The 25,991-nt window shown below is 61.3% G+C and carries 21 protein-coding genes; 9 read left to right on the forward strand and 12 right to left on the reverse strand.

Going from position 1 to position 25,991, the window contains the following annotated elements; genetic code table 11:
- The first annotated feature begins 19 nt into the window (after positions 1 to 19).
- Positions 20 to 919 (forward strand): LysR family transcriptional regulator, encoded by a 900-nt coding sequence (locus AOA60_RS18735; RefSeq protein WP_099585695.1) that lies wholly within the window; start codon positions 20 to 22, stop codon positions 917 to 919.
- Between the two features lie 226 nt (positions 920 to 1,145).
- Here the strand turns inward: AOA60_RS18735 and AOA60_RS18740 are convergent, their stop codons facing one another.
- From AOA60_RS18740 to bioB, 10 genes are all read right to left on the reverse strand, one after another.
- Positions 1,146 to 2,924 carry an acyl-CoA dehydrogenase C-terminal domain-containing protein gene (locus AOA60_RS18740; RefSeq protein ID WP_099585696.1) on the reverse strand — a complete coding sequence of 593 codons (1,779 nt, stop codon included), beginning with the start codon at positions 2,922 to 2,924 and terminating at the stop codon, positions 1,146 to 1,148.
- 122 nt (positions 2,925 to 3,046) lie between these two features.
- Positions 3,047 to 4,816: an acyl-CoA dehydrogenase C-terminal domain-containing protein gene (locus AOA60_RS18745; RefSeq protein WP_099585697.1), complete on the reverse strand. Its 1,770-nt coding sequence runs from the start codon at positions 4,814 to 4,816 to the stop codon at positions 3,047 to 3,049.
- Positions 4,817 to 4,906: 90 nt separating this feature from the next.
- The gene (locus AOA60_RS18750; RefSeq protein WP_099585698.1) at positions 4,907 to 6,196 is read right to left on the reverse strand and encodes a diguanylate cyclase; all 1,290 of its coding nucleotides are present in this window, start codon (positions 6,194 to 6,196) and stop codon (positions 4,907 to 4,909) included.
- Between the two features lie 202 nt (positions 6,197 to 6,398).
- On the reverse strand, positions 6,399 to 8,204 hold the full coding sequence (locus tag AOA60_RS18755) for a phenylacyl-CoA dehydrogenase (RefSeq protein ID WP_099585699.1): 1,806 nt from the start codon (positions 8,202 to 8,204) through the stop codon (positions 6,399 to 6,401).
- Positions 8,205 to 8,522: 318 nt separating this feature from the next.
- Positions 8,523 to 8,804, reverse strand: coding sequence for a pyrroloquinoline quinone biosynthesis protein PqqE (locus AOA60_RS18760; RefSeq protein WP_099585700.1), 282 nt, complete (start codon positions 8,802 to 8,804; stop codon positions 8,523 to 8,525).
- Positions 8,805 to 8,910: 106 nt separating this feature from the next.
- Entirely contained in the window at positions 8,911 to 9,591 is a 681-nt protein-coding gene (gene bioD, locus AOA60_RS18765; protein WP_099585701.1) for a dethiobiotin synthase, read from the reverse strand.
- Complete coding sequence (gene bioC / locus AOA60_RS18770) at positions 9,588 to 10,400, reverse strand: malonyl-ACP O-methyltransferase BioC (protein WP_099585702.1); 813 nt, start codon at positions 10,398 to 10,400, stop codon at positions 9,588 to 9,590. The genes bioD and bioC overlap by 4 nt, the downstream gene beginning before the upstream one ends.
- Positions 10,393 to 11,124 carry an alpha/beta fold hydrolase gene (locus tag AOA60_RS18775; RefSeq protein WP_099585703.1) on the reverse strand — a complete coding sequence of 244 codons (732 nt, stop codon included), beginning with the start codon at positions 11,122 to 11,124 and terminating at the stop codon, positions 10,393 to 10,395. Before AOA60_RS18775 ends, bioC begins: the two co-directional genes overlap by 8 nt.
- Positions 11,117 to 12,298, reverse strand: a complete 1,182-nt coding sequence (gene bioF / locus AOA60_RS18780) for an 8-amino-7-oxononanoate synthase (protein WP_099585704.1) — start codon at positions 12,296 to 12,298, stop codon at positions 11,117 to 11,119. Before bioF ends, AOA60_RS18775 begins: the two co-directional genes overlap by 8 nt.
- Positions 12,299 to 12,412: 114 nt before the next feature.
- A complete protein-coding gene (gene bioB / locus AOA60_RS18785) occupies positions 12,413 to 13,468 on the reverse strand; it encodes a biotin synthase BioB (protein ID WP_099585705.1) in 1,056 nt (351 codons plus the stop codon).
- Positions 13,469 to 13,560: 92 nt separating this feature from the next.
- Between bioB and AOA60_RS18790 the strand changes: the two genes are divergently transcribed.
- The 5 genes from AOA60_RS18790 to rarD all read left to right on the forward strand — a co-directional run bounded on the left by AOA60_RS18790 (position 13,561) and on the right by rarD (position 19,136).
- On the forward strand, positions 13,561 to 14,298 hold the full coding sequence (locus tag AOA60_RS18790) for a ComF family protein (protein ID WP_099585706.1): 738 nt from the start codon (positions 13,561 to 13,563) through the stop codon (positions 14,296 to 14,298).
- A 52-nt stretch (positions 14,299 to 14,350) separates the two neighbouring features.
- Positions 14,351 to 15,115, forward strand: coding sequence for a TOBE domain-containing protein (locus AOA60_RS18795; protein ID WP_099585707.1), 765 nt, complete (start codon positions 14,351 to 14,353; stop codon positions 15,113 to 15,115).
- Positions 15,116 to 15,194: 79 nt separating this feature from the next.
- Positions 15,195 to 17,093: a PhoX family phosphatase gene (locus AOA60_RS18800; protein WP_099585708.1), complete on the forward strand. Its 1,899-nt coding sequence runs from the start codon at positions 15,195 to 15,197 to the stop codon at positions 17,091 to 17,093.
- Positions 17,094 to 17,254: 161 nt separating this feature from the next.
- On the forward strand, positions 17,255 to 18,229 hold the full coding sequence (locus AOA60_RS18805; protein ID WP_099585709.1) for a serine/threonine protein kinase: 975 nt from the start codon (positions 17,255 to 17,257) through the stop codon (positions 18,227 to 18,229).
- Positions 18,230 to 18,251: 22 nt separating this feature from the next.
- The gene (rarD, locus tag AOA60_RS18810) at positions 18,252 to 19,136 is read left to right on the forward strand and encodes an EamA family transporter RarD (protein ID WP_099585710.1); all 885 of its coding nucleotides are present in this window, start codon (positions 18,252 to 18,254) and stop codon (positions 19,134 to 19,136) included.
- 111 nt (positions 19,137 to 19,247) lie between these two features.
- Here rarD and AOA60_RS18815 read toward each other — a convergent pair whose 3' ends face one another.
- Positions 19,248 to 19,760, reverse strand: coding sequence for a glycine cleavage system protein R (locus AOA60_RS18815; RefSeq protein ID WP_099585711.1), 513 nt, complete (start codon positions 19,758 to 19,760; stop codon positions 19,248 to 19,250).
- A 265-nt stretch (positions 19,761 to 20,025) separates the two neighbouring features.
- Between AOA60_RS18815 and AOA60_RS18820 the strand changes: the two genes are divergently transcribed.
- Positions 20,026 to 22,203 carry a malate synthase G gene (locus AOA60_RS18820; RefSeq protein WP_099585712.1) on the forward strand — a complete coding sequence of 726 codons (2,178 nt, stop codon included), beginning with the start codon at positions 20,026 to 20,028 and terminating at the stop codon, positions 22,201 to 22,203.
- 416 nt (positions 22,204 to 22,619) lie between these two features.
- Here AOA60_RS18820 and AOA60_RS18830 read toward each other — a convergent pair whose 3' ends face one another.
- Positions 22,620 to 23,066, reverse strand: a complete 447-nt coding sequence (locus AOA60_RS18830; protein WP_090401770.1) for a response regulator — start codon at positions 23,064 to 23,066, stop codon at positions 22,620 to 22,622.
- Positions 23,067 to 23,311: 245 nt separating this feature from the next.
- Here AOA60_RS18830 and AOA60_RS18835 point away from each other — a divergent pair, with 245 nt between their 5' ends.
- Together AOA60_RS18835 and AOA60_RS18840 are read left to right on the forward strand one after the other, a co-directional pair.
- Positions 23,312 to 25,234 carry a putative nucleotidyltransferase substrate binding domain-containing protein gene (locus AOA60_RS18835; protein WP_178075381.1) on the forward strand — a complete coding sequence of 641 codons (1,923 nt, stop codon included), beginning with the start codon at positions 23,312 to 23,314 and terminating at the stop codon, positions 25,232 to 25,234.
- Complete coding sequence (locus AOA60_RS18840) at positions 25,231 to 25,938, forward strand: PolC-type DNA polymerase III (RefSeq protein ID WP_099585714.1); 708 nt, start codon at positions 25,231 to 25,233, stop codon at positions 25,936 to 25,938. Before AOA60_RS18835 ends, AOA60_RS18840 begins: the two co-directional genes overlap by 4 nt.
- The last annotated feature ends 53 nt before the right edge of the window (positions 25,939 to 25,991 follow it).

Raw genomic sequence — 25,991 nt, forward strand, 5'->3', positions numbered from 1 at the left:
TTTTCGATAAGAAAGTCTTATGGATTTCAAGCAACTGCGTTATTTCGTCGCGGTATATGAAGAAGGCCATGTGGGCCGTGCCGCCGAACGTCTGTCGATCTCTCAACCGGCGCTGTCACAGCAGATTCGCCAGTTGGAGCAGAACCTGGATGTGAGCCTGTTCGAGCGCAGCAGCAAGCGTCTGCTGCCAACCCTGGCCGCCCACACGCTGTACAACCATGCGCTGCCGTTGATCGATGGCATGCAGCAAGCTGTCGAGGCGCTACGCAACTTCAAAGGCCAGGCCTTGCGCACCTTGGCCATCGGCGTGCTGCAAACCGTGCACACCAGCCTGGTGCCGCAGATGCTTGAGCGGGTGCGCAAGGCCCAGCCGCACCTGGTGGTGCAGATCTATGAACTCACCGGGATTGAGATAGAACGGCGGCTGCTCAACGGCTCGCTGGACATTGGCATCAGTTACCTGCCGCCGCGTCAGCCGGGGTTGCACGGCGTGCTGCTGTATGAGGATGAGCTGAAAGTGGTGATCCCGGACGATCATCCCCTGCGCGAATTCAAGAAAGTCTCGCTGAAACAAGCGGCCGAGTTGCCAATGTTGCTATTGGGGGAAGAGTTTCAAATCAGGCAGATATGGCAGGGCCAGCTCGCCAATCTTGGGCGACGACCGCAAGTACAGGCTGAGCTCAATACCATGGTGGGGATTCTCGACAGCCTGCCCCATACCAAACTGGCAACCGTGCTGCCGGGGCGCTCCCAGGACGAACACAACAGCCAGATGCTGCTGTGGAAACCCTTGAGTGAACCGCGGGTGCCGCTGAAAGTAGGCTTGGTCTGCCGTGATGTGCAGCGTCAACAGGCGACGGTGGCGTTGTTGCGCACCTTGCTCGAAGACGTGATGAATGCCCCGCAGGCGCCGGCCTGACTTTTTCGCAGGCAAAAGAAAACCCCGCCGAAGCGGGGCTTTGCAGACTGTTTCCCTGACATCCATTTCACTCCGCCGTCCTGGCAGAATCCTACGTGTCCGTGTTGTTGCTTTGCGCTTCCTGCGCGACGTCCATGTGAAGTAGATTATCCGTGGATCCAATTTGGCGATAGAGGACGAATAGCAGCACGTCATGTAAGAGAATGCTTACACGCCCTCCAAACCCTTAGAACAGTGCCTCATCCAGCAGAAACAATGATTCACTCCCGGCCTTTACCGACGCGCTCAACGAGTGAATACGCGGCAGCAGGCGTGCAAAGTAGAAGCGCGCCGTCCCCAGTTTGCTGGCGTAGAAGTCTTCTTCAGCCTCTTTGCCCAACGCCGCCTTGGCCATACGCGCCCACATGTAGGCGTAGGCCATGTATCCAAACGCATGCAAATACTCCACCGAGGCCGCGCCGATTTCATTCGGGTTGGTCTTGGCGCGATCCAGTACCCAGGCCGTCAGTTCATCCAGGTTATCCACTGCCGCGCTCAGCGGTTTAGTGAACTCGGTCAACCCAGGGCCTGACTCAACGATGAACTGGCGGATCTCATCAGCGAACAAGGTGTAGAACGCCCCGCCGCTACCCACGATCTTGCGGCCCATCAAGTCGAGGGCCTGAATGCCGTTGGTGCCTTCGTAGATCTGGGTGATGCGCACATCACGCACCAATTGCTCCTGGCCCCACTCGCGGATGTAACCGTGGCCGCCAAACACCTGCTGGCCGAGCACCGTGGTTTCCAGGCCCAGGTCGCTGAGGAACGCCTTGGCCACCGGCGTCAGCAATGCCACCAGGTTATCCGCTCGTTCACGGGCTGCGGCGTCTTCGCTGAACTTGGCGATGTCCAACTGCGTTGCCACGTAGGTGGAGAACGCACGGCCGCCTTCGTTGGCGGCTTTCATGGTCAGCAGCATGCGGCGCACGTCCGGGTGGACGATGATCGGGTCAGCGACTTTGTCTTTCGCCTGGGCACCGGTCGGCGCACGGCTTTGCAAGCGGTCACGGGCATATTCAATCGCGTTCTGATAGGAACGCTCGCCGGACGCCAAGCCCTGGATACCCACACCCAGACGCTCGTAGTTCATCATGGTGAACATCGCCGCCAGCCCGCGATTAGGCTCGCCCACCAGGTAACCCACGGCTTCGTCGAAGTTCATCACGCAGGTCGCGGACGCCTGGATACCCATCTTGTGTTCAATGGAGCCACAGCTCACCAGGTTGCGCGCGCCCAGGCTGCCGTCGGTGTTGACCATGAACTTCGGCACCAGGAACAGCGAAATGCCTTTAGGCCCGGCCGGCGCATCCGGCAGCTTGGCCAGGACCAGATGGATGATGTTTTCGGTGAGGTCGTGCTCGCCACCGGTAATGAAAATCTTGGTGCCGCTGATTTTGTAGGAACCATCCGTCTGCGGCTCGGCCTTGGTACGGATAATCCCCAGGTCGGTGCCGGCATGGGCCTCGGTCAGGCACATGGACCCGGCCCACTCGCCGGAATACATCTTCGGCAGGTAGGCCGCCTTGAGTTCTTCACTGGCGTGGGTGTTGATCGACACACACGCACCGGACGTCAACATTGGATACAGGCCAAACGCCAGGCTCGACGAGTTGATCATCTCCTCAACCTGCGCCGACACAGCCTTGGGCATGCCCATGCCGCCAAACGCAGGATCGCCGCCGACGCCGACCCAGCCGCCTTCAGCGTAGGTTTTGTAGGCCTGTGGGTAACCGTCCGGGGTGAACACCGCTGTGTTGTCCCAGCGGCAGCCTTGTTCATCGCCGCTGCGACTGATCGGGGCAATGGATTTGGCGGTGACCTTGCCGGCTTCTTCGAGGATCGCCTCGACGGTTTCGGCGTCGACGGTGCCTGCCAATGCCGGCAATTGGGCCCAGGTGCTGGCGACCTCAAAAACTTCGTTGAGGACGAAGCGCATATCACGCAGCGGCGCTTTGTAATCAGCCATGGCAAACCTCGTGGGAACGTGAAAAGTGATTCGATAGGATCGGTTTTACAGGCTCCGAGTGTACCCGAACAACTTTTCAGACACATAGGGTCCACTTGTGACTGATTGGTATTTTTAAGTCATTACAAAGCAAACGCCTCCGCCGGCAGACTCATCAGGCATTCGCTGCCCGCTTTCACCGCTGCGCGGTGGGTTGCCGTACGCGGTAGCAGGCGCTTGAAGTAGAACTCGCACGTGGCCAGCTTGGCCTTGGCAAACTCGACATCGTCATGGGCCTGCGCCGCGATCGCCATGCGCAGCCACAGGTAGGCGAGGATGATGTAACCGCTGTACATCAAGTAATCCACGGCAGCGGCGCCCACTTCGTCAGGATTTTTCATCGCGGCCATGCCGACCTGGGTGGTCAGTTCGCCCCACTCTCCGTTCAATTGATTGAGCTGCGCCACAAAGGCCTTGAACTGCGGATGTTCAGCATTCGCGGCGCAGAACTTATGCACAATTTTGGTGAAGCCGCGCAACAACTTGCCCTGGCTGCCCAATACCTTGCGGCCCAGCAGGTCGAGCGCCTGGATGCCGTTGGTGCCTTCATAGATCGGCGCAATCCGCGCATCGCGGGCCAGTTGTTCCATGCCCCACTCACGAATGTAGCCGTGACCACCGAACACCTGCATGCCGTGGTTGGTCACTTCCAGCCCCGTGTCGGTCATAAACGCCTTGCAGATGGGCGTGAGAAACGCCAACAGGTCTTCAGCGTCCTGGCGTTGAGCGGCGTCGCTGCTCATGTGCGCAGTGTCGAGCAATTGCGCGGTGAAGTAGGTCAGTGCGCGGTTGCCTTCGTTGAAGGCTTTCATGGTCAGCAGCATGCGGCGCACATCGGGGTGCACGATGATCGGATCGGCGGCCTTGTCCGGAGCCTTGGCGCCGGTGAGCGAGCGCATTTGCAGGCGGTCGTTGGCGTATTTGACCGCGCCCTGGAAGCTCGCCTCGCCGTTGCACAGGCCTTGCATGCCGGTGCCCAGCCGCGCGTGGTTCATCATGGTGAACATGCAGTTGAGGCCTTTGTTGGCCTCGCCAATCAAAAAGCCCTTGGCACCGTCGAAGTTCAGCACGCAGGTGGCCGAGGCCTTGATGCCCATCTTGTGCTCGATGGACCCGCAGTGCACCGCGTTGCGCTCGCCGGAATCGGCGTGGAACTTGGGCACGATAAACAGCGAGATACCCTTGGTGCCCGCCGGCGCGTCCGGCAGTTTGGCCAACACCAGGTGGATGATGTTGGCGCTCATGTCGTGCTCGCCGGCCGAGATGAAGATTTTGCTGCCGGTGACTGCATAACTGCCGTCCGCCTGTGGCACGGCGCGGGTCTTGATCAGGCCGAGGTCGGTGCCGCAATGGGCTTCGGTGAGGCACATGGTGCCGGTCCATTCGCCGGCCGTGAGTTTGCTCAGGAAGGTGTCTTTCTGCTCAGGGGTGCCGTGCGCGTGGATCGCCGACATGGCGCCGTGGGTCAGCCCGGGGTACATACCCCAGGAGGTATTGCTGGAGCCGATCATCTCACTGAGCACCAGACCCAGGGATTGCGGCAAGCCTTGACCACCGTAGGCCGGGTCCGCCGCCACACCGTGCCAGCCGCCTTCGACGTACTGGGCGAAGGCCTCCTTGAACCCCTTGGGCGTGGTAACGACGCCATTATCGAAATGGCAGCCCTCTTCATCGCCGCTGCGGTTGAGCGGCGAGAGCACGTTCTCGCAGAATCTGGCGCCTTCTTCGAGGATCGCGCTGACCATGTCCGGGCTGGCGTCGGTTGCGCCCAGCGCGGCGTAGTGGCCGTGGAAATCGAACACGTTGTCAATCAGAAAGCGCATGTCGCGCAGGGGAGCTTTGTACTCAGGCATGGTCATGTCTCCGGCAGCAGATAGTCTCAACCTACTGCTGGCGAACGCCGCAAACAATCACTGTAGAACCGCTGAATACAGCGCCATTACTCAACCGGTAGCGCTTTCCATGCGCACTGCGCCACGGCGGGTCTGCCCGGCGGCAATCACGCAGTTACGCCCCGCGCCCTTGGCGGCATAGAGTGCCTGGTCGGCAGACTTGAGGACTTCTTCCGGCGTGCGCTGCTCGGCCTGGCGCTCGGCCACGCCGATGCTGACGGTCACCGACACACTCGTCGCGCCGCTGCCCGCCCGGCGCTGACGGCCTTGCTGATCGTCATGAGGGCGGTCCGCGTTGCGTAGCTTGATGTCGTAGTTGGCGACAATTTCGCGGATTTCTTCCAGGTGCGGCATGCACTCGTCGAGGGTCTTGCCGGCAAATACCACGGCGAACTCCTCACCGCCGTAGCGATAGGCACGCCCGCCGCCGTTGACCTTGGACAGCTTGCTCGCCACCAGACGCAGCACTTGGTCACCCACGTCGTGACCATGGGTATCGTTGAAGCGTTTGAAGTGATCGACGTCGGTCATAGCCAGCACATAGTTGCGCCCCAGCCGTTGCATGCGCTCGTTGAGGGCGCGGCGCCCCGGCAGGCCGGTCAGTTCATCGCGGAACGCCATTTGATAAGCCTCGTGGGCCACGCCCGCAGCAATCATCAGCATCACCTGGCTACACATGATGTTCAGGGTAAACGGCAGGATGAAGGTCTTCGGCAACATCCAGAACAGCCCCAGCAGCCCGACCAATTGCGCCGCATGCAGCGGGCGCGGTTGGTACCAGTACTGTGCGGCGAGGGTGAGAAAACCGATCAGGAACATCGGATACGACAACTGGATCAGGCTCATCCAAGTGCCGTGCAGCGCCGGCCAGCGAATCTCTGCCAGCCAGTTCAGCACCGCCTGCGGAAAACTCTGTTCCAGAGCCAGCGCCACACTGCCGATGGCCAGCAACACGGCGCAGCGGGCCACGAAGTCGCGGAACAAATGGGTTTTCTCCTGCCACAGCGCGTAGATGCTGAACAGCAGCGGCAACAACAGGCAACACAGATGAAACACCACCGCCGCGTCTTCGCGCACGCGGCCGTTGTCGCGATAGAAATCGGTTTGGGTATCGAGCAGGAAGTAGGCGATGTACACGGTGATCATCAAAAACAGCTCACGTTGGCGCCGATACACCGCGCAGTACGAACCGCCGAGCAACAGCACCAAGGTGGGCAACACGTTGAACAGTGATGTGAAGAAGACGTTGAGGTCCTTGACGTACGCAGCCGAGAGCCCGGCCAGCAAGAGCAGCAACGAAGGTAGAAAATGACTGAAACGTACAGCGGACACGCGTGACAAGGGTAAAACTCCGACCCGCAAAAAATGATGGCAATATGCCTTGGGCGGAACAGTTAAGCACACCCTGCCTGCCATGTATCACATTGCCATCACTGTAACGGCAGCCGGCGGCAATCCCTGAGCGCTGTGCTGTTTTTTTTACCCCCAAAAAAAAACCGCCGCTCCCAAAGGAAGCGGCGGTTTCAGGTAAACCCGGTGAGGCTTAGTAAGCCAGGCCGAAGTCTTCCTCTTTCATGTCCATCAGGTTGTTGGCGCCCGACAGCATGGTTGCCTTGTGCGCCAGAGTACGCGGCAGGATGCGCTGGAAGTAGAAGCGCGCGGTCTGTAGCTTGGCGGTGTAGAAGGCCTCTTCGGTGGTGCCGGCAGCCAGTTTTTCAGCCGCCAGGCGGGCCATGTCGGCCCAGAAGTAAGCCAGGCACGCGTAACCGGAGTACATCAGGTAATCCACCGAGGCGGCGCCGACTTCTTCACGGTCTTTCATCGCGGCCATGCCAACCTTCATGGTCAACTCGCCCCACTCTTTGTTCAGTGCAGCCAGCGGTGTCACGAACTCCTGAACGGCGGCGTTGCCTTCGTTGGCCTGGCAGAACTTATGCACGATCTTGGTGAAACCCTTGAGCGCTTCGCCCTGGGTCATCAGCACTTTACGGCCGAGCAGGTCCAGCGCCTGGATACCGGTGGTGCCTTCGTACAACATCGAAATGCGGCTGTCGCGAACGTTCTGCTCCATGCCCCACTCGGCGATGAAGCCGTGGCCGCCGTAGATCTGCACGCCATGGTTAGCCGCTTCAAAGCCGACTTCGGTCATGAACGCCTTGGCGATTGGGGTCATGAAGGCCAGCAGGCCGTCGGCCTGTTTCTTGGCTTCGTCGTCGGTGCCGTACTTGACGATGTCCACTTGCTTGGCGGTGAAGTACACCATCGCACGGTTGCCTTCAGCGAAGGCTTTCATGGTCAGCAGCATGCGGCGCACGTCGGGATGCACGATGATCGGGTCAGCAGCCTTGTCCGGTGCTTTCGGGCCGGTCAGGGAGCGCATTTGCAGGCGATCGCGAGCGTATTTCAGGCCGCCCTGGAAGCCGATCTCGGCGTGGGACAGGCCTTGCAGTGCGGTGCCCAGGCGCGCGGTGTTCATAAAGGTGAACATGCAGTTCAGGCCTTTGTTCGCCGGGCCGATCAGGAAACCGGTGGCCGCATCGAAGTTCATCACGCAGGTGGCGTTGCCGTGGATGCCCATCTTGTGTTCCAGGGAGCCACAGGACACCGCGTTGCGCTCACCCACCGAACCGTCGGCGTTGGGCAGGAACTTCGGCACGATAAACAGCGAGATACCTTTGGTGCCGGCCGGCGCGTCCGGCAGGCGGGCCAGTACGATGTGGACGATGTTGTCGGCCATGTCGTGCTCACCGGCCGAGATGAAGATCTTGGTGCCGGAGACTTTGTAGGAACCGTCGGCCTGAGGCTCGGCCTTGGTGCGCAGCATGCCCAGGTCGGTGCCGCAGTGTGGCTCGGTCAGGCACATGGTGCCGGTCCACTCGCCCGATACCAGTTTGGTCAGGTAAGCGTCTTGCTGTTCAGGGGTGCCGTGCTCGGAGATGGTGTTCATCGCACCGTGGGACAGGCCTGGGTACATGCCCCACGACCAGTTGGCGGCGCCAACCATTTCACTCACCGCCAGGCCCAGGGATTCCGGCAGGCCTTGGCCGCCGTGTTCCACGTCGTGGGCCAGGCTAGGCCAGCCGCCTTCGACGAATTGCTTGTAGGCTTCTTTGAAACCCGTCGGCGTCTTAACGCCTGACTCACTCCAGGTGCACCCTTCGATGTCGCCCACGCGGTTCAGCGGTGCCAGCACTTGTTCACAGAACTTGGCGCCCTCTTCAAGGATGGCGTCAACCATATCCGGAGTAGCGTCCTGGCAAGCCGGCAGGCTCTGATAGTGCGCTTCATAACCGAGCAGTTCGTCACGAACGAAGCGAATATCACGCAAGGGGGCCTTGTAGTCAGGCATAGCGATAAACCTCTGCTGATGTAGCTGGAATGAACAACCGCGTGGAATGTGTTGTGGCGGTCAAACAGGTGTTTGAAACATACGTTTACGACCTGGCGATGTCAAGCGTCGTCCAAGCGCCGTTTGTCATGACGTGAATCAACCCAGGCGCAACAAGGCCTGCGGCGAGATGCCACATCAAAGAGAGTGTAGAGAGGGATCATGGTGAAGGATGACAAATGTGGGAGGGGGCTTGCCCCCGATAGCGGTGGATCAGTCACTTAGATGTTGACTGACAGTCCGCCATCGGGGGGGCAAGCCCCCTCCCACACTTTTAGATCAGGCGTAGGTGTCGATCAGAGTACCGAGCATTTCGTCGGAAGCCTTGGCGACTTTGACGCCCAGTTCCACCTGAAACTTGCCTTCGGCCAGTTCCACCATATTGCTGGCGGAGTTGGTCGGCTGGCCACGGTTGACCGCCTGCAAGCGATCATTCTGGGCATCCGAAGGTTGGCTGGTGGCTGCACTGGCGATCTTGCCAGCGGCCTGGTCGACACGGCTTTGCCCGGACTGAATGGTATTCAGGCCCGAGTAAAACGCGCTGCTTCCAGAGATTTCCATGGCGTAAGCCTGCCTTTAGAGAATCGTGAACGCTGATTGAAGCAGAGAACGTGGCAAAACGCCCGTCAAAAACACTAATAGCACAATGCCTTACCGATAGCCAAAATCAGTCAAGCAAGTCCAACTGCAAGTATTCCGCCACGGCTTCGGCGCCGGCATGCTTGAGTTTGGGCACGCGCCCCAGGCACGGTGCGGGCAACCGTTCGGCCAAGGTGGCGAGGTTTTCCTCCAGGCGGGAGGTCTTGGGGTCGATGATGTTCGCGACCCAACCCGCCAGCGCCAAACCGTCCCGTGCGATGGCTTCGGCGGTGAGCAAGGCATGGCTGATACAGCCCAGACGCACGCCCACCACCAGGATCACCGGCAGTTTGAGCGCGATGGCCAGGTCCGACAGATTGGCCTGGTCAGCCAGCGGCACGCGCCAGCCGCCCGCGCCCTCGATCAAGGTGAAATCCGCGTGCCGCGCCAGAACCAGTTGCATGGGCTTGAGCAGCGATTGCACCGTCAGCGAAACACCGGCCTCCCGCGCCGCCAGATGAGGGGCTATAGCCGGTTCGAACGCCACCGGATTGACCTCGGCATAACTCAACGGCAATGAGCATTCGGCCAGCAGCGCCAGGGCATCGGCATTGCGCAGGCCGTTGGGGGTCACGGCACAACCGGAGGCCACGGGTTTGCCGGCGGCGGTGCTTTTGCCGGCTTGGCGGGCGGCATGCAGGAGGCCGGCGGCGACGGTGGTCTTGCCGACATCGGTGTCGGTGCCCGTAATGAAATAAGCGACGCTCATTGAGGTTTCTCCAGTACGGCATACACCACTTGATAAGTCGCCGGCAGGCCCTGGGCCTGGCGGAACCGCTCATAAGCCTCGACCAGTGCCACAACCCGCGCCCGGCCGGTCAGCCCGCCGGGGCGGCCGGGGTTGAGGTTGTGTGCACCGAGGGCCTTCAATTCATGGGTCAGGCTGCGTACATCCGGGTAATGCAGCACGTGGGGCTGGCGCTCCAGGCTGACCACGCGCAAACCGCTGGCCGCGCACAATTGCTGGTAAGCCTCGAAGGTGCGGAAGCGATTGACGTGCACCAGGCCATCGGCGGCGCGCCAGCTTTCGCGCAGTTCATCCAATGTGCCCACGCACAAACTGGCAAACGCCAACACCCCGCCCGGTTGCAGCACGCGATGGGCCTCGCTGAGCACCGCATCGAAGTTCGCACACCATTGCACCGCAAGGCTGGAGAAGATCAGCTCAAAGCGCTCGGCGTTCAGCGGCAAGCGTTCGGCATCCCCCGCGATGAAGTGCTGCGCGCCACCCAAGGGCCGCGCATGGTTGAGCATACCTTCGGCGATATCCAGGGCCACGCCCTGACTGGCGGGCAATAAATCCCCCAGCACGCGACTGAAATACCCCGTACCACATCCCATATCCAGCCAACGACGTGGCGCACAGGCTGACGGCAGGCGGGACAGCAACGCGTGCCCCACAGCACGCTGCAACTCGGCGACGCTGTCGTAACTGGCCGCCGCACGGGAAAACGACGCCGCCACCTGGCGCTTGTCTGGCAAGGCACCCGGCAGAGGGGGGTGGGATAGATCAGTCATCGACACACTCATGCAAAAAAGCCTGGATGGCCCCCGCTACACCGTGGGGGTCTTCCAGAAGAAACGCGTGACCGGCCTGTTCAATCAGGCCGATTTCAACATCGGGCAGCAGCGCCAGCAGGCCGCTGGCGGCTTCGGCGGGCACCAAGCCGTCCATACCGGCAAACAGATGCAACTGCGGGCCGCGATAGGCCAGCAAGGCTTCGCGGGTGTCCAGTTGCGCAAGCAGTTCAAGACCGGTCATCAACACGGCGGACGGCGTCTTCGGCGCGCCACTGACCAACAACCGCGCGAGCCCGCGAGGGTCTGCGGCGCCTTTGGCACACAACAGGCCGAAGCGCTTGAGCGTGACCTGGGAGTCCGCGTGGCACCCGGAGAGAAACGCATCGAAGGTCTCGGCGGGCATCGCACTCGGCCAACTGTCGTGGGCGACAAAACACGGGTTGCTCGCCAGGGTCAGCAAGCCGCAGCAGCGTTCACCGCGTCGCGCCGCCAATTCAGAGGCCAGCATGCCGCCCAGTGACCAACCGCCGAGCCAGGTGTTGTCCGGCAAGGTGGCGTCGAGTTCATCCAACCATTCGCCGAGATCGCTGGCGCCCAGCGCCGGCAACGGCTCGATCTGTACGTGCAGATGCTCGTCCAGCCCACGCAATGCGGTGGCCAATGGTTCCAGCGGCGATACGCCAAGGCCCCAGCCGGGCAGCAATATCAGTCGATCACGCATGGTCGGGCTCCAGGGCGCCTGGCAAGCGGAAACACTCTTCCAATGCGTTTAACAATAGCTGCACCTGCGCCTCACTGTGTGCCGCCGTCAATGTCACGCGCAAACGGGCGCTGCCGACGGGCACGGTGGGCGGGCGGATCGCGGTGACCATCAGGCCACGCTCGCGCAGCATCCGGGACAAACGCACGGCCCTGGCGCTGTCGCCGATCAGGATCGGCTGGATCGGTGTAAAGCTGTCCATCAAGTCCAGGCCAAGCTGCTCGGCGCCATGGCGGAACTGACGGATCAGGCCGCTGAGGTGTTCACGCCGCCAATGCTCGGTGCGCAGCAGTTCCAGGCTTTTCAACGTGGCGCAGGCCAGCGCCGGTGGTTGGCTGGTGGTGTAGATATAGGGGCGAGCAAACTGGATCAGGCTTTCGATCAAGTCTTCACTGCCCGCCACAAACGCGCCGGCGGTACCGAAGGCTTTGCCCAGGGTGCCGACCAATACGGGCACGTCTTCCTGGCTCAAGCCGAAATGCTCGACGATGCCTGCGCCGTTGGCGCCCAGCGGGCCGAACCCATGGGCGTCGTCGACCATCAGCCAGGCGCCTTTGGCCTTGGCTTCACGGGCCAGGGCGGGCAAGTCAGCCAAATCGCCGTCCATGCTGAACACGCCATCGGTGACTACCAACGTATTGCCGGTGGCTTTCTCCAGGCGCTTGGCCAGGCTGGCCGCGTCGTTGTGCAGATAGCGATTGAAGCGCGCCCCGGACAGTAAGCCCGCATCCAGCAACGACGCGTGATTGAGCCGATCTTGCAGCACCGTGTCGCCCTGCCCCACCAGCGCCGTGACCGCGCCCATATTGGCCATGTAGCCGGTGGTAAACAGCAGCGCACGCGGGCGACCGGTCAGGTCAGCCAGCGCCTCTTCCAGCTCATGGTGCGGCGTGGCATGCCCGACCACCAGGTGCGACGCGCCACCGCCCACGCCCCAACGGGAAGCACCGGCGCGCCAGGCTTCGATCACTTGCGGGTGATTGGCCAGGCCCAGGTAGTCGTTATTGCAGAAGGCGAGCAACGGTTGGCCGTCGACCACCACTTCAGGGCCTTGAGGGCTCGCCAGCAATGGGCGTTGGCGGTAAAGGTGTTCGGCACGGCGGGCAGCGAGGCGCGCAGAGAGATCGAAAGACATGCTGGCCTCGGTTTAACAGGATTAACTCAGTCGAGAATGTCGGAGGGGCTGCTTCGCAACCCCGCGCAGGACAAGCCTGCTCAACACAGCAAGCCGGCTCCTACAGGGTCCGAATCAAACAGCAGCGTTGTAGAACTGCTCGCTGCTCTTCTGCTCCACCAAGGCCTGCTCGATCGCCGCCTGATGCACTTCATCGGCGTGCTCTTCACGGGCTTCCGGCAGGATGCCCAGGCGCGAGAACAGTTGCATGTCCTTGTCGGCCTGCGGGTTGGCAGTGGTCAGCAGTTTGTCGCCGTAGAAGATCGAGTTGGCGCCGGCGAAAAACGCCAGGGCCTGCATCTGCTCGTTCATGGCTTCACGACCGGCCGACAGGCGCACGTGGGACTGCGGCATCAGGATGCGCGCCACGGCGAGCATGCGGATGAAATCGAACGGGTCGATATCTTCGGCGTTTTCCAACGGCGTACCGGCCACTTTCACCAGCATGTTGATCGGCACCGACTCTGGATGCTCCGGCAGGTTGGCCAACTGGATCAGCAGGTTGGCGCGGTCGTCGAGGGACTCGCCCATGCCGAGGATGCCGCCGGAACAGATCTTCATCCCCGAGTCACGCACATAGGCCAGGGTTTGCAGGCGCTCGCTGTAGGTGCGGGTCGTGATGATGCTGCCGTAGAACTCCGGCGAGGTATCCAGGTTGTGGTTGTAGTAGTCGAGGCCGGCCTGGGCCAGGGCTTCGGCCTGGTCCTGGTCGAGACGGCCGAGGGTCATGCAGGTTTCCAGGCCCATGGCTTTCACGCCCTTGACCATCTGCAGCACGTACGGCATGTCTTTGGCCGACGGGTGTTTCCAGGCGGCGCCCATGCAGAAGCGGGTCGAACCGATGGCCTTGGCGCGAGCGGCCTCTTCGAGGACCTTCTGCACCTCCATCAGCTTTTCTTTTTCGAGGCCCGTGTTGTAGTGGCCCGACTGCGGACAATATTTGCAATCTTCCGGGCAGGCGCCGGTCTTGATCGACAGCAGGGTCGACACCTGTACACGGTTCGCGTCGAAATGCGCACGGTGTACGGTCTGCGCCTGGAACAAGAGGTCGTTGAACGGCTGCACGAACAGTGCTTTGACTTCGGCCAGGGACCAATCGTGACGCAAGGTGGCGGTGATGCTGGCGCTCATGGGCGATTCCTTGATTATGCTTGGGCTCTCGCTGCGGGAAAGGTAATACCCACAGGCGCGACACGGATGCTCGGCATATTTAAGGAAGATTCATGCACTGTCAACCTGGGCACAAGCACCAAGTTTACATCTGGTCAAAAAACACACAAACCTGTTTACTCTGCGACGAAGCCACAGAAACAGCCGATTGTGTGTGCAACGTCTGCGAAACCGAGCTGCCTTGGCTGATGGAGCATTGCGAAATCTGCGCGCTGCCCCTGGCGATGGACGGGTTGGTCTGCGGCCAATGCCTCAAACAACCGCCCGCCTTTAAACAAGTCATCGCGCCCTGGACCTACAGCTTTCCCGTGGACACCCTGATCAGCCGCTTCAAGCACCAGGCACGCTGGCCACTCGGGCATCTGCTGGGGCACTTACTGGGAAAATACCTGCAACATCGCTTCGACAACCACGAACTCATTCGCCCGGACGCACTGCTGCCGGTGCCCATGGCGAGCCAGCGCCTGCGCGAGCGCGGTTATAACCAGGCGCTGATGCTGGCGCGCTGGCTCAGCGCCGACCTGACTATCCCCTGCAATGAACACGTGTTGTTGCGCCCCCATGAAACCCTGGCGCAACAGAACCTCGACGCCAAGAGCCGCAAACGCAACCTGCTCAACGCCTTTGCCCTGGCCCCTGACGCGCAGGTACAAGACCGCCACTTCGCACTGGTGGACGACGTACTCACCACCGGCGCTACCGCCCACAGCCTGGCGCGGCTGTTGATCAGCGCCGGAGCGCGGCAGGTGGATGTGTATTGCCTGGCCCGCACACCCAAGCCTGGCACTTGACTCTCATGCCGCACGGCCGCAACGTCCGCTCATCCCAACACAGCGTACGCCCATGTCTCTCCCGACTTTGCTTAGCCAACATATCGTCCGCCGCCCCCAGCGCATCGCCCTGCTGGGGCATATCGCCGAACAGGGCTCCATCACCCGCGCCGCCAAAAGTGCTGGCTTGAGCTACAAGGCCGCGTGGGATGCCATCGATGAACTGAACAACCTCGCGCAAAAACCCCTGGTAGAACGCAGTGTCGGCGGCAAAGGCGGTGGCGGTGCCAAACTCACCGCCGAAGGCGAACGGGTGTTGCGCCTCTACCAACGCCTGCAAGCGTTACAGGCCGAGGTGCTGGGTTCGGACGAAGCCGCCAGTGACTTCAATCTGTTGGGCCGCCTGATGCTGCGCACCAGTGCACGCAACCAGCTGCATGGCCAGGTCAGCGCGATTGAAAGCCACGGCCGCAATGATCTGATTCATTTGCAACTCGCGGGTGGGCTGACCCTCACAGCCCAAATCACCCATGACAGCACGCAACGGCTGGAGCTGGAGATTGGCGTCGAAGTCGTCGCACTGATCAAGGCCGGCTGGCTGGAATTGCTCGCGTCGCACAGCGCTGCAACACTCGGACACAATTGCATGAGCGGAACGGTCGACGCCATTCTCCACGCCGAGGACGGCCCCAGCGAAGTGCGCATCGCCCTGCCCAATGGCCCGGTTTTATGCGCCCTGGCGCAGCCCGACGTACTCAAGGCCCTGGACGCCACCGAAGGCCGGGCGATCCACGTGCAATTCGCCCCCAGTCATGTATTGCTCGGTACGCCAGTCTGAGCCGCAGAGTTCTTCAAACTGCAACAACTTCGTCACACCCGCTCCTTATGGTGTCTGCAAAAACCGCAGGGAGCCTGAGATGAGCCTATTAGAAGAAAACCAAGCCACCGACCTTGAGCAGATGGTTGGCCTCACCCGCCGCCGCTTTATCGGCGCCGGCGCCTTGTGCGGTGCCGCGATGTTCCTGGGCGGCAACCTGTTGAGCCGCAGCGCCCTGGCCGTGAATGCCGCTTCCGCCAGCCCGCTGCTGGGGTTTGCCAGCATCGCCGCCGCGACCAGCGACACCATCACCTTGCCGCCGGGCTACAGCGCCTCGGTGTTGATCAGTTGGGGCCAGCCGCTGCACAAGAGCGCGCCGGCCTTCGACCCGTCCGGCAACGGCACGGCCAAGGCCCAGGAGCAACAATTCGGCGACAACAACGACGGCATGAGCCTGTTCGCCTTCCCTGGCGACGACAACCGCGCGCTGATGGCGATCAACAACGAATACACCAACTACCGCTACCTCTACGCCCACGGCGGCGCGCCGCAATCGGCCGAAGACGTGCGCAAGGCCCAGGCCAGCGAAGGCGTGTCGGTGATCGAAGTGCGGCGCAAGGGCGACACCTGGCAGTTCGTCCAGGATTCACGCTACAACCGCCGCATCCACGGCAACTCGCCGATCCGTCTGAGCGGCCCCGCTGCCGGCCACGACTGGCTGAAAACCAGCGCCGACAAATCCGGCAAGAATGCCCTCGGCACCTTCCAGAACTGCGCCAACGGCATGACACCGTGGGGCACTTATCTGACCTGTGAAGAGAACTTCACCGACTGCTTCGGCAGCAGCAACCCACAACAAACCTTCGACGCCGGGCAGAAACGCTACGGCGTAGTGGCCGCCAGTAAAGAGATCAACTGGCACCTGCACGACCCGCGCTTCGACATGGCCAAGAACCCCAACGAACTCAACCGCCATGGCTGGGTAGTGGAAATCGACCCGTTCGACCCGCAATCCACCCCGGCCAAACGCACGGCCCTGGGCCGCTTCAAACACGAAAACGCCGCCCTCGCCGAAACCCGCGATGGCCGCGCCGTTGTGTACATGGGCGACGATGAGCGCGGTGAGTTCATCTACAAGTTCGTCAGCCGCGACAAGATCAACCACAAGAACCCCAAGGCCAACAAAGACCTGCTCGACCACGGCACCTTGTATGTGGCGATCTTCGACGCGGGCGATGGCGATGCCGACCATCCAAAAGGCAAAGGCCAATGGGTTGAGCTGACCCATGGGAAAAACGGCATCGACGCCAGCACCGGTTTTGCCAATCAGGCCGAAGTGCTGATTCATGCGCGCCTGGCCGCCAGCGTGGTCAAAGCCACGCGCATGGACCGCCCGGAATGGATCGTGGTCAGCCCCTCCGATGGCCAGGTCTATTGCACCCTGACCAACAACGCCAAGCGCGGCGAAGACGGCCAACCCGTGGGCGGCCCCAACCCGCGGGAGAAAAACGTCTACGGTCAGATCCTGCGCTGGAAAGCCAATGCCGATGACCACGGCGCGGCCGATTTCAGCTGGGATTTGTTTGTGGTGGCCGGCAACCCCGGCGTACACGCGGGCAAGCCCAAGGGCGGCTCGTCCAACATCAACCCGCAGAACATGTTCAACAGCCCCGACGGCCTGGGTTTCGACAAGGCCGGACGCCTGTGGATCCTCACCGACGGCGACTACAGCAACGCGGGTGACTTCGCCGGCATGGGCAATAACCAGATGCTCTGCGCCGACCCGGCGACCGGTGAAATCCGTCGTTTCATGGTCGGGCCGGTGGCGTGCGAGGTAACGGGGATCAGCTTTTCGCCGGATCAGAAAACGCTGTTTGTGGGGATCCAGCATCCGGGGGAAACCGGCGGTTCGACGTGGCCGGAGCATCTGCCGAATGGGAAGCCGCGGTCTTCGGTGATGGCGATTCGCAGGGATGATGGCGGGATCGTCGGCGCCTGATAGGGCCCCATCGGGGGCAAGCCCCCTCCCACATGGGAACGCATTTCAAATGTGGGAGGGGGCTTGCCCCCGGTGGCGATACTCAAGTCGCCCCCTATCTCAAGCCCGGTGCGTTACCATACTCGGCCGGACGCGGCGCCCTGCTGCCCGCAGGAGTTCCCATGGCCCATCCGTTTGAAACCCTCACCCCTGACCTGGTGCTCGACGCCGTCGAAAGCATCGGTTTTCTCAGTGATGCTCGCGTCCTGGCGCTCAACAGCTACGAAAACCGTGTGTATCAGGTGGGCATCGAAGACGGCGAACCGCTGATTGCGAAGTTCTATCGCCCCCAGCGCTGGACCAACGATGCGATTCTCGAAGAACACCGCTTCACCTTCGAACTGGCCGAATGCGACGTGCCGGTCGTCGCGCCACTGATCCACAACGGTGAAAGCCTGTTCGAACACGAAGGTTTCCGCTTCACCCTGTTCCCTCGCCGTGGCGGCCGCGCGCCGGAGCCCGGTAACCTTGATCAACTGTATCGCCTCGGGCAACTGCTCGGCCGTTTGCACGCGGTGGGCTCCACCCGCCCGTTCGAACACCGCGAAGCCCTGGGCGTGAAGAACTTCGGTCACGACTCGCTCAACACATTGCTTGAAGGCAATTTCATTCCCAAAAGCCTGCTGCCGGCCTACGAGTCTGTGGCCCGCGACCTGCTCAAGCGCGTGGAAGAGGTCTACAAGGCCACGCCGCACAAGAACATCCGCATGCACGGCGATTGCCACCCCGGCAACATGATGTGCCGTGACGAGATGTTCCATATCGTCGACCTGGATGACTGCCGCATGGGCCCAGCGGTGCAGGACCTGTGGATGATGCTCGCCGGTGACCGTCAGGAATGCCTGGGCCAACTGTCGGAATTGATGGACGGCTATCAGGAATTCCACGACTTCGACCCGCGTGAATTGGCGCTGATCGAACCGCTGCGCGCCTTGCGCCTGATGCACTACAGCGCATGGCTGGCACGGCGCTGGGACGATCCGGCGTTCCCCCACAGTTTTCCGTGGTTCGGTAGCGAGCGGTATTGGGGCGATCAGGTGCTGGCGTTGCGCGAGCAACTATCAGCCCTCAACGAAGAACCATTGAAACTGTTTTAACTGCTAGAACAAGGACTCTGCAATGCACGCCGCCAACCCCCGCAAGGGGTACATCCTGGGCCTCAGCGCCTATGTCATCTGGGGCTTGTTCCCGCTCTACTTCAAAGCCATCGCCAGCGTACCCGCCGCCGAGATCATCGTGCACCGCGTGCTGTGGTCGGCGCTGTTCGGCGGCCTGCTGTTGATGGTGTGGAAGCATCCCGGCTGGTTCCGCGAACTGCGCGACAACCCCAGGCGCCTGGCGATCCTGGCCTTGAGCGGAGCGTTGATTGCGGCCAATTGGCTGACCTACGTATGGTCGGTGAACACCGGGCGCATGCTTGAGGCGAGCCTGGGTTATTACATCAACCCGCTGGTGAATGTGCTGCTCGGCATGTTGCTTCTCGGCGAACGCCTGCGTCGTTTGCAATGGGTAGCGGTCGGGCTGGCAGCTGTGGGTGTGGCGCAACAGGTGTGGCAGGTGGGCAGTTTGCCGTGGGTGTCACTGGTGTTGGCGCTGACCTTTGGCTTCTATGGCCTGATCCGCAAACAGGCGCCAGTCAAAGCGCTGCCGGGGCTGGTGGTGGAAACCTGGATGCTGGTGCCGATTGCAGTCGCGTGGTTGCTGTTCAACCCGACCGCCCACAGTGCTCAGCTTGAGTTCTGGAGTACATCCGAAGCCTGGTGGCTGGTGGCCGCCGGCCCGGTGACATTGATCCCGCTGGTGTGCTTCAACGCCGCCGCACGGCATCTGCCCTACACCGCGCTGGGCTTTTTGCAGTATGTTGCGCCGACCCTGGTGTTGCTCGAAGCCGTGCTGCTGTTCGGCGAACACCTGGCGCCCAGCACGCTGCTCGCCTTCGCCTTTATCTGGGCTGGCCTGGTCGTCTACAGCGTCGATGCCTGGCTGACCGTGCGCAAACGCTGATCAAATAACGTACAGCATCCTGCAAGCCATAACCGCCGTGGCTTGCAGGCATTCACCCCAAGGTTATCCACAGGCCCATGCAAGTTTTCCATGCATAACCTTGTGGACAGATTATTCCTCGCTGCGCAGCTCCACCATCAAGTCATCCGCCAAGGTTTCCAGGGATAGCTGCAAGCGCTCCAGGGACAACGACGGCGGCACCTGCAACAACGCTTCGGCGCTGAACAACGGATCGCCACTCATGGGGGCCGGGCGCACATCCGTGCTCAAGCGCTCCAGGTTCACGCCTTGCTGGCTCAACAGGGCCGTGATCTCACGCACGATGCCCGAGCGGTCATTGCCCACCAATGTCATCACAATCGGCTTGGACGCCGAGGCCTGCCCGGTACTGCCCTCACCCACCAGCACGCGAATGCCATGTGTGGATAAGTCCTCCAGCGCCCCCAACAATGCCTGGCGGCTTTCCGCGGGTACGCTGACCCGCAGGATCCCGGCAAACTGCCCGGCCATGTGGGCCATGCGGCTTTCCAGCCAGTTGCCCCCGTGGGCGGCAATGTTTTGCGCGATGCGCTCGACCAGGCCGGGTTTGTCGGCGGCGATAATTGTGAGTACAAGATGGTCCATGGCGAAGCCCTCTGAATTCAATCTACAAGGTGGACCCGGGAGTCCCCGAAAACAAATCGTGTACCATTTTTATATTTATCTGGAACAATCCAATAGTTTTTTGAGAACATCCCGTTCTCCGCTGTGACCGTACGACCAAAGTGGGTCGCTAAACGACGTATTTAGTCTAATTTTCACAACCGCAAGTCATCATGTAGTATGCGCAACTTGGCACTACATAATGAAAATCTAAAAAGCGCTTAAGCTGTGCAGAGTGAGGCAAGCAATGACTGAACACGTTCAAGTCGGTGGCCTGCAGGTCGCCAAAGTCCTGTTCGACTTCGTGAACAACGAAGCCATTCCCGGCACCGGCATCACTGCCGACCAGTTCTGGGCCGGCGCCGACAAGGTCATCCACGACCTGGCACCGAAGAACAAAGCCCTACTCGCCAAACGCGATGATTTCCAGGCGCGCATCGACACCTGGCACCAGACCCACGCCGGCCAGGCCCACGACCCGGTGGCCTACAAAGCCTTCCTGCAAGACATCGGATACCTGCTGCCAGAAGCCGCAGACTTCCAGGCCTCGACCCAAAACGTCGATGACGAAATCGCGCGCATGGCCGGCCCACAGTTGGTGGTGCCGGTGATGAATGCCCGTTTCGCCCTCAACGCCTCCAATGCGCGCTGGGGTTCGCTGTACGACGCGCTGTACGGCACCGACGCCATCAGCGAAGCCGACGGCGCCGAGAAAGGCAAGGGTTACAACAAGGTGCGTGGCGACAAGGTCATCGCCTTCGCCCGCGCCTTCCTTGACGAAGCCGCGCCGCTCAGCGCCGGCAGCCACGTCGACTCCACCGGTTACAAGATCGTCGACGGCACGCTGATTGTCAGCCTCAAGGGCGGCAGCAATAGTGGTCTGCGTGACGATGCCCAGTTGATCGGTTTCCAGGGCCCTGCGGCCGAGCCGATTGCGATCCTGCTGAAACACAACGGCCTGCACTTCGAAATCCAGATCGACGCCAGCACGCCCGTCGGCCAGACCGATGCCGCCGGCGTCAAAGATGTGCTGATGGAAGCCGCGCTGACCACCATCATGGACTGCGAAGACTCCGTCGCCGCGGTGGATGCCGACGACAAAGTGGTGATCTACCGCAACTGGCTCGGCCTGATGAAGGGCGACCTGGCCGAAGAAGTGGCCAAGGGCGGAAAAACCTTCACCCGTACCATGAACGCCGACCGCGTTTATACCGGCGTGGATGGCCAGGACGTGACGCTGCACGGCCGTTCGCTGCTGTTCGTGCGCAACGTGGGTCATCTGATGACCATTGATGCGATCCTCGATAAAGACGGCAACGAAGTGCCGGAAGGCATCCTCGACGGCCTGGTCACCAGCCTCGCCGCGACCCACAGCCTCAACGGCAACAACACCCGCAAGAACAGCCGCACTGGCTCGGTGTACATCGTCAAGCCGAAGATGCACGGCCCGGAAGAAGCTGCGTTCACCAACGAGCTTTTCGGTCGCATCGAAGACGTGCTGAACCTGCCGCGCAACACCCTCAAGGTCGGGATCATGGACGAGGAGCGCCGTACCACGGTCAACCTCAAGGCCTGCATCAAGGCGGCCAGCGAGCGCGTGGTGTTTATCAACACCGGCTTCCTCGACCGTACCGGTGACGAAATCCACACCTCCATGGAAGCGGGCGCGATGGTGCGCAAGGCTGCCATGAAGGCCGAAAAATGGATCGGCGCCTACGAAAACTGGAACGTTGATATCGGCCTGAGCACCGGCCTGCAAGGCCGTGCGCAGATCGGTAAAGGCATGTGGGCGATGCCCGACCTGATGGCGGCGATGCTCGAACAGAAAATCGCCCACCCATTGGCCGGCGCCAACACCGCCTGGGTGCCCTCGCCGACCGCCGCCGCGCTGCACGCGTTGCACTACCACAAGGTTGATGTATTCGCCCGCCAGGCCGAGCTTGCCAAGCGCGAGCGTGCGTCGGTAGACGACATCCTGACCATTCCTCTGGCCAGCAACACCGATTGGTCCGACGAAGAAATCCGCAACGAGCTGGACAACAACGCCCAGGGCATCCTGGGTTATGTGGTCCGTTGGATCGACCAGGGCGTCGGCTGCTCGAAAGTGCCGGACATCAATGATGTGGGCCTGATGGAAGACCGCGCCACCCTGCGCATCTCCAGCCAGCACATCGCCAACTGGCTGCGCCACGGCATCGTCAACCAAGACCAGGTCATGGAAAGCCTAAAGCGTATGGCGCCGGTGGTGGACCGTCAGAATGCCGGGGATGCGCTGTACCGCCCACTGGCTCCGGATTTCGACAGCAACATCGCGTTCCAGGCAGCGGTGGAGTTGGTGATTGAAGGGACTAAGCAGCCTAATGGGTATACCGAGCCGGTGCTGCACCGTCGGCGTCGGGAGTTCAAGGCTAAAAACGGCCTGTAAATGAAAAAGCCCTGATCGTGAGATCAGGGCTTTTTATTTGGGGCTGTAGTGACCAGACTGGCCTCATCGGGGCATAGCTATCTACACAACTCTCAAAGGCTTATACATAACTCTGTGGTGAGCGGGCTTGTCCCGCGCTGGGCTGCGCAGCAGCCCCAAAACCAGGCAACTTGGTTTTTCTGAAAAAACGCGGTGGCTTTGATGGGGCTGCTTCGCAGCCCAGCGCGGGACAAGCCCGCTCACCACAACAGCCCAGTTGCTATAGATTCAGCATCCACAGGAAGTTGTGTAGATACCTATGCTCATCGGGGGCAAGCCCCCTCCCACACTTGAACTGCGCTGCGGTCAAAAATGTGGGAGGGGCGGTGCGACGATTCGACTGGCCCCCGATGAGGCCGGCACAGCTACCGACACGCTCAGGAAGCCATCCCCAACTCCCGCTTCACCAGCTTCGCCAACTTCACGCTATCAATCGGCTTGAGCAAAAAATCCACCACGCTCAAATGCATGGCATCAATCACGTCCGGCGCCTCGGCATCCCCCGACATGATGATGATCGGCAGCGCCGCACGGGTGGATTCTCGCACCTGGCGAATCAGCTCCAGGCCATTGCTGGGCGCCATGCGCAGGTCGGTGATCAGCAAACCGATGGAACTGCTCGACTTCAATAAATCCCACGCCGCCTCACCACTGTCGGCGGTCATGCAGCGAATACCGTCCAGCCCCAGGATTTCCGCCAGCAGTTCGCGTGCGTCCTTGTCGTCGTCGACGATCAACACGCGTTGTGGCGGTAAATCAGGCTCCAGCATCACGGCGCTCAGCGCCTCGCGCTCGGCATCACTCAAAATATCGTGGTCGGACATACGGTTCTCAGCAGTTTTCATCAATCCCCAGCACACTCGTCAGACATCTGCGGAAGGGCGATCAATGTGCACTTCGTCGGAAAGTTTGCCTAGTGGGTGTTCTACGGGGTTTGGACGATATTCATGTAAGGTTTTTCCCTAGGTGTGTGCCGTTTGTATCGACCTAGACTTACGTCCAATGGGCACCCACCGCGTAGGAGCCGACCATGAGGGACGATAACGACAAAAAAACTGCGGTCACTGTTATGAGTAAAGCTGATGCTTTCACGCAGGCGGGTAAAACGGCCGTGTTGCAGAACATCCACGGCACCCTGCAATTCCTGCAACGTTTCCCGCCATTCAATCAAATGGAAAATGCGCACCTGGCGTTTTTGGTTGAACAGTGTCAATTACGCTTCTTCGGCCCCGGCGAGAGCATTCTCAAGCCATCGGGCGGGCCGGTGGAGCACTTCTACATCGTCAAGCAAGGCCGCGTCGTGGGCGAGCGGCCGGAGTCGGCAGAAACCACCTTTGAAATCACCACCGGCGAGTGCTTCCCCCTCGCCGCGCTGCTGGGCGAACGGGCCACGCGCACTGAGCATAAAGCCGCCGAAGACACCTTCTGCCTGCAATTGAACAAACCGGCCTTTATCAAGCTGTTCGCCCTCTCCAGCCCGTTTCGCGACTTTGCCCTGCGTGGCGTCAGCAGCCTGTTGGATCAGGTCAACCAGCAGGTGCAGCAAAAAGCCGTGGAAACCCTCGGCACTCAATATTCGTTGAACACCCGCCTGGGCGAATTGGCCATGCGCCACCCGGTGATGTGCAGCCCGGACACGCCGCTGCGCGAAGCGGTGACACTGATGCACGAGCAACAAGTGGGCAGCATTGTGATTGTCGACGCGCACCAGGCGCCTCTGGGGATTTTTACCCTGCGCGATCTGCGCCATGTGGTGGCCGACGGCACCAGCAATTTCAGCCAGGCCATCGACAGTCATATGACCCAGGCGCCGTTCTTCCTGACCCCGGACCACAGCGCCTTCGACGCCGCCATCGCCATGACCGAGCGGCATATCGCCCATGTGTGCCTGGTCAAGGACCAGCGCCTGTGTGGCGTGGTGTCCGAGCGCGACCTGTTTTCCCTGCAACGGGTCGACCTGGTGCACCTGGCCCGCACCATCCGCAATGCGCCCAGGGTGGAGAATCTGGTGGCGATTCGCGGGGAGATCGGCCAGTTGGTCGAGCGGATGCTCGCCCATGGCGCGTCGTCCACCCAGATTACTCACATCATTACCCTGCTCAACGATCACACCGTGTGCCGGGTGATCGAGCTGACCCTCGCCGAAAAAGGCGACCCCGGCGTGCCCTTCAGTTGGTTGTGTTTCGGCAGCGAAGGCCGTCGCGAGCAAACGCTGTACACCGACCAGGACAACGGCATTCTGTTCGAGGCCAGGGACGCGGTGGAAGCCGCCGAGATTCGCGGTCGGTTGCTGCCCCTGGCGCAGCAGATCAACCAGAGCCTGGCGCTGTGCGGGTTCAGCCTGTGCAAAGGCAACATCATGGCCGGCAACCCCGAGCTGTGCCTGTCGCGGGCGGAATGGGCGCGGCGGTTTGCGGCGTTTATTCGTGAGGCGACGCCGGAAAACCTGTTGGGTTCGAGCATCTATTTTGATCTGCGGGTGGTGTGGGGCGATGAACAGGGTTGCGAGCACTTGCGCCAAAGCGTTCTGGATCAGGTGGCGGATAACCGGCTGTTTCAACGCATGCTTGCAGAGAATGCCTTGCGCCAACGGCCACCTGTAGGACGTTTCCGTGAATTCGTGCTGACACGCAAAAGCGGTGAAAAGGCCACACTCGACCTCAAAGTGCAGGGGCTTACGCCATTCGTCGATGGAGCGCGCCTGCTGGCGCTGGCCAATGGTATTCACGCCAACAACACCCTGGAGCGCCTGCGTCAGTTGGTGGCCAAGGAGGTCATCGAGCCGCTGGACGGCGCCGCGTATGAAGAGGCGTACCACTTTATCCAGCAAACCCGCATGCAGCAGCACCAGTTGCAGACCCGCGAGAACCAGCCGTATTCCAATCGCGTCGACCCCGACAGCCTCAACCACCTCGACCGCCGCATCCTGCGTGAATCCCTGCGCCAGGCCCAGCGTCTGCAAAGCAGCCTGACGTTGCGGTACCAGCTGTGAGTTGGTTCGACTGGCTACGTACGAAAAAGCCCGGACTCGATGCCGCGCAACAACGGCGCCTGGAGCAACTGTCCAAGCCGGTGCCGCTGGGCGACACCCCATTGCGCGCCCAACGCTGGGTGGTGGTGGATCTGGAAACCAGCGGCCTGAACCTCAACCGTGATCAGGTACTGTCCATCGGCGCAGTGGTGATTGAAGATGGCGCGGTGGATTTCTCCCAGCTGTTCGAGCGCACCCTGCAACGCGCAGAAACAAAACTCAGCCCCAGCGTGTTGATCCACGGCCTCGGCCCCAGCGCCATCGCCGCCGGCAGTGATCCGGTAGAAGCGCTGCTGGACTTCATGGCATTCGTCGGCGACAGCCCATTGCTGGCTTTCCATGCGCCCTTCGACCAGCACATGCTGGGCCGCGCACTCAAGGACAGCCTGGGTTATCGCTTGGCGCACCCGTTTCTGGATGTGGCCGACATTGCCCCGCTGCTGTGCCCCGAGGCGCATATCCGCGAAGCCGGGCTGGATGACTGGATCAACCATTTCCAGCTGCACGTGGGCGAACGCCATCACGCCAGCGCCGATGCCCTGGCCACGGCGGAACTGATGCTGATTCTGTTCAGCCGTGCGCGACAGCAGCACATCGACTCCCCACAGGCGCTGCAGGAGCGTTTGAGCCAATGGAAACGGCGTAAACGAGCGCCATCGTTTTAATGTCATCTCCCGACGGACGCCAATTGCGCCCACCCCACGCCTCTGACACAATC

The organism is Pseudomonas sp. 2822-17 (assembly GCF_002742485.1).
GTDB lineage: Bacteria > Pseudomonadota > Gammaproteobacteria > Pseudomonadales > Pseudomonadaceae > Aquipseudomonas > Aquipseudomonas cyclaminis.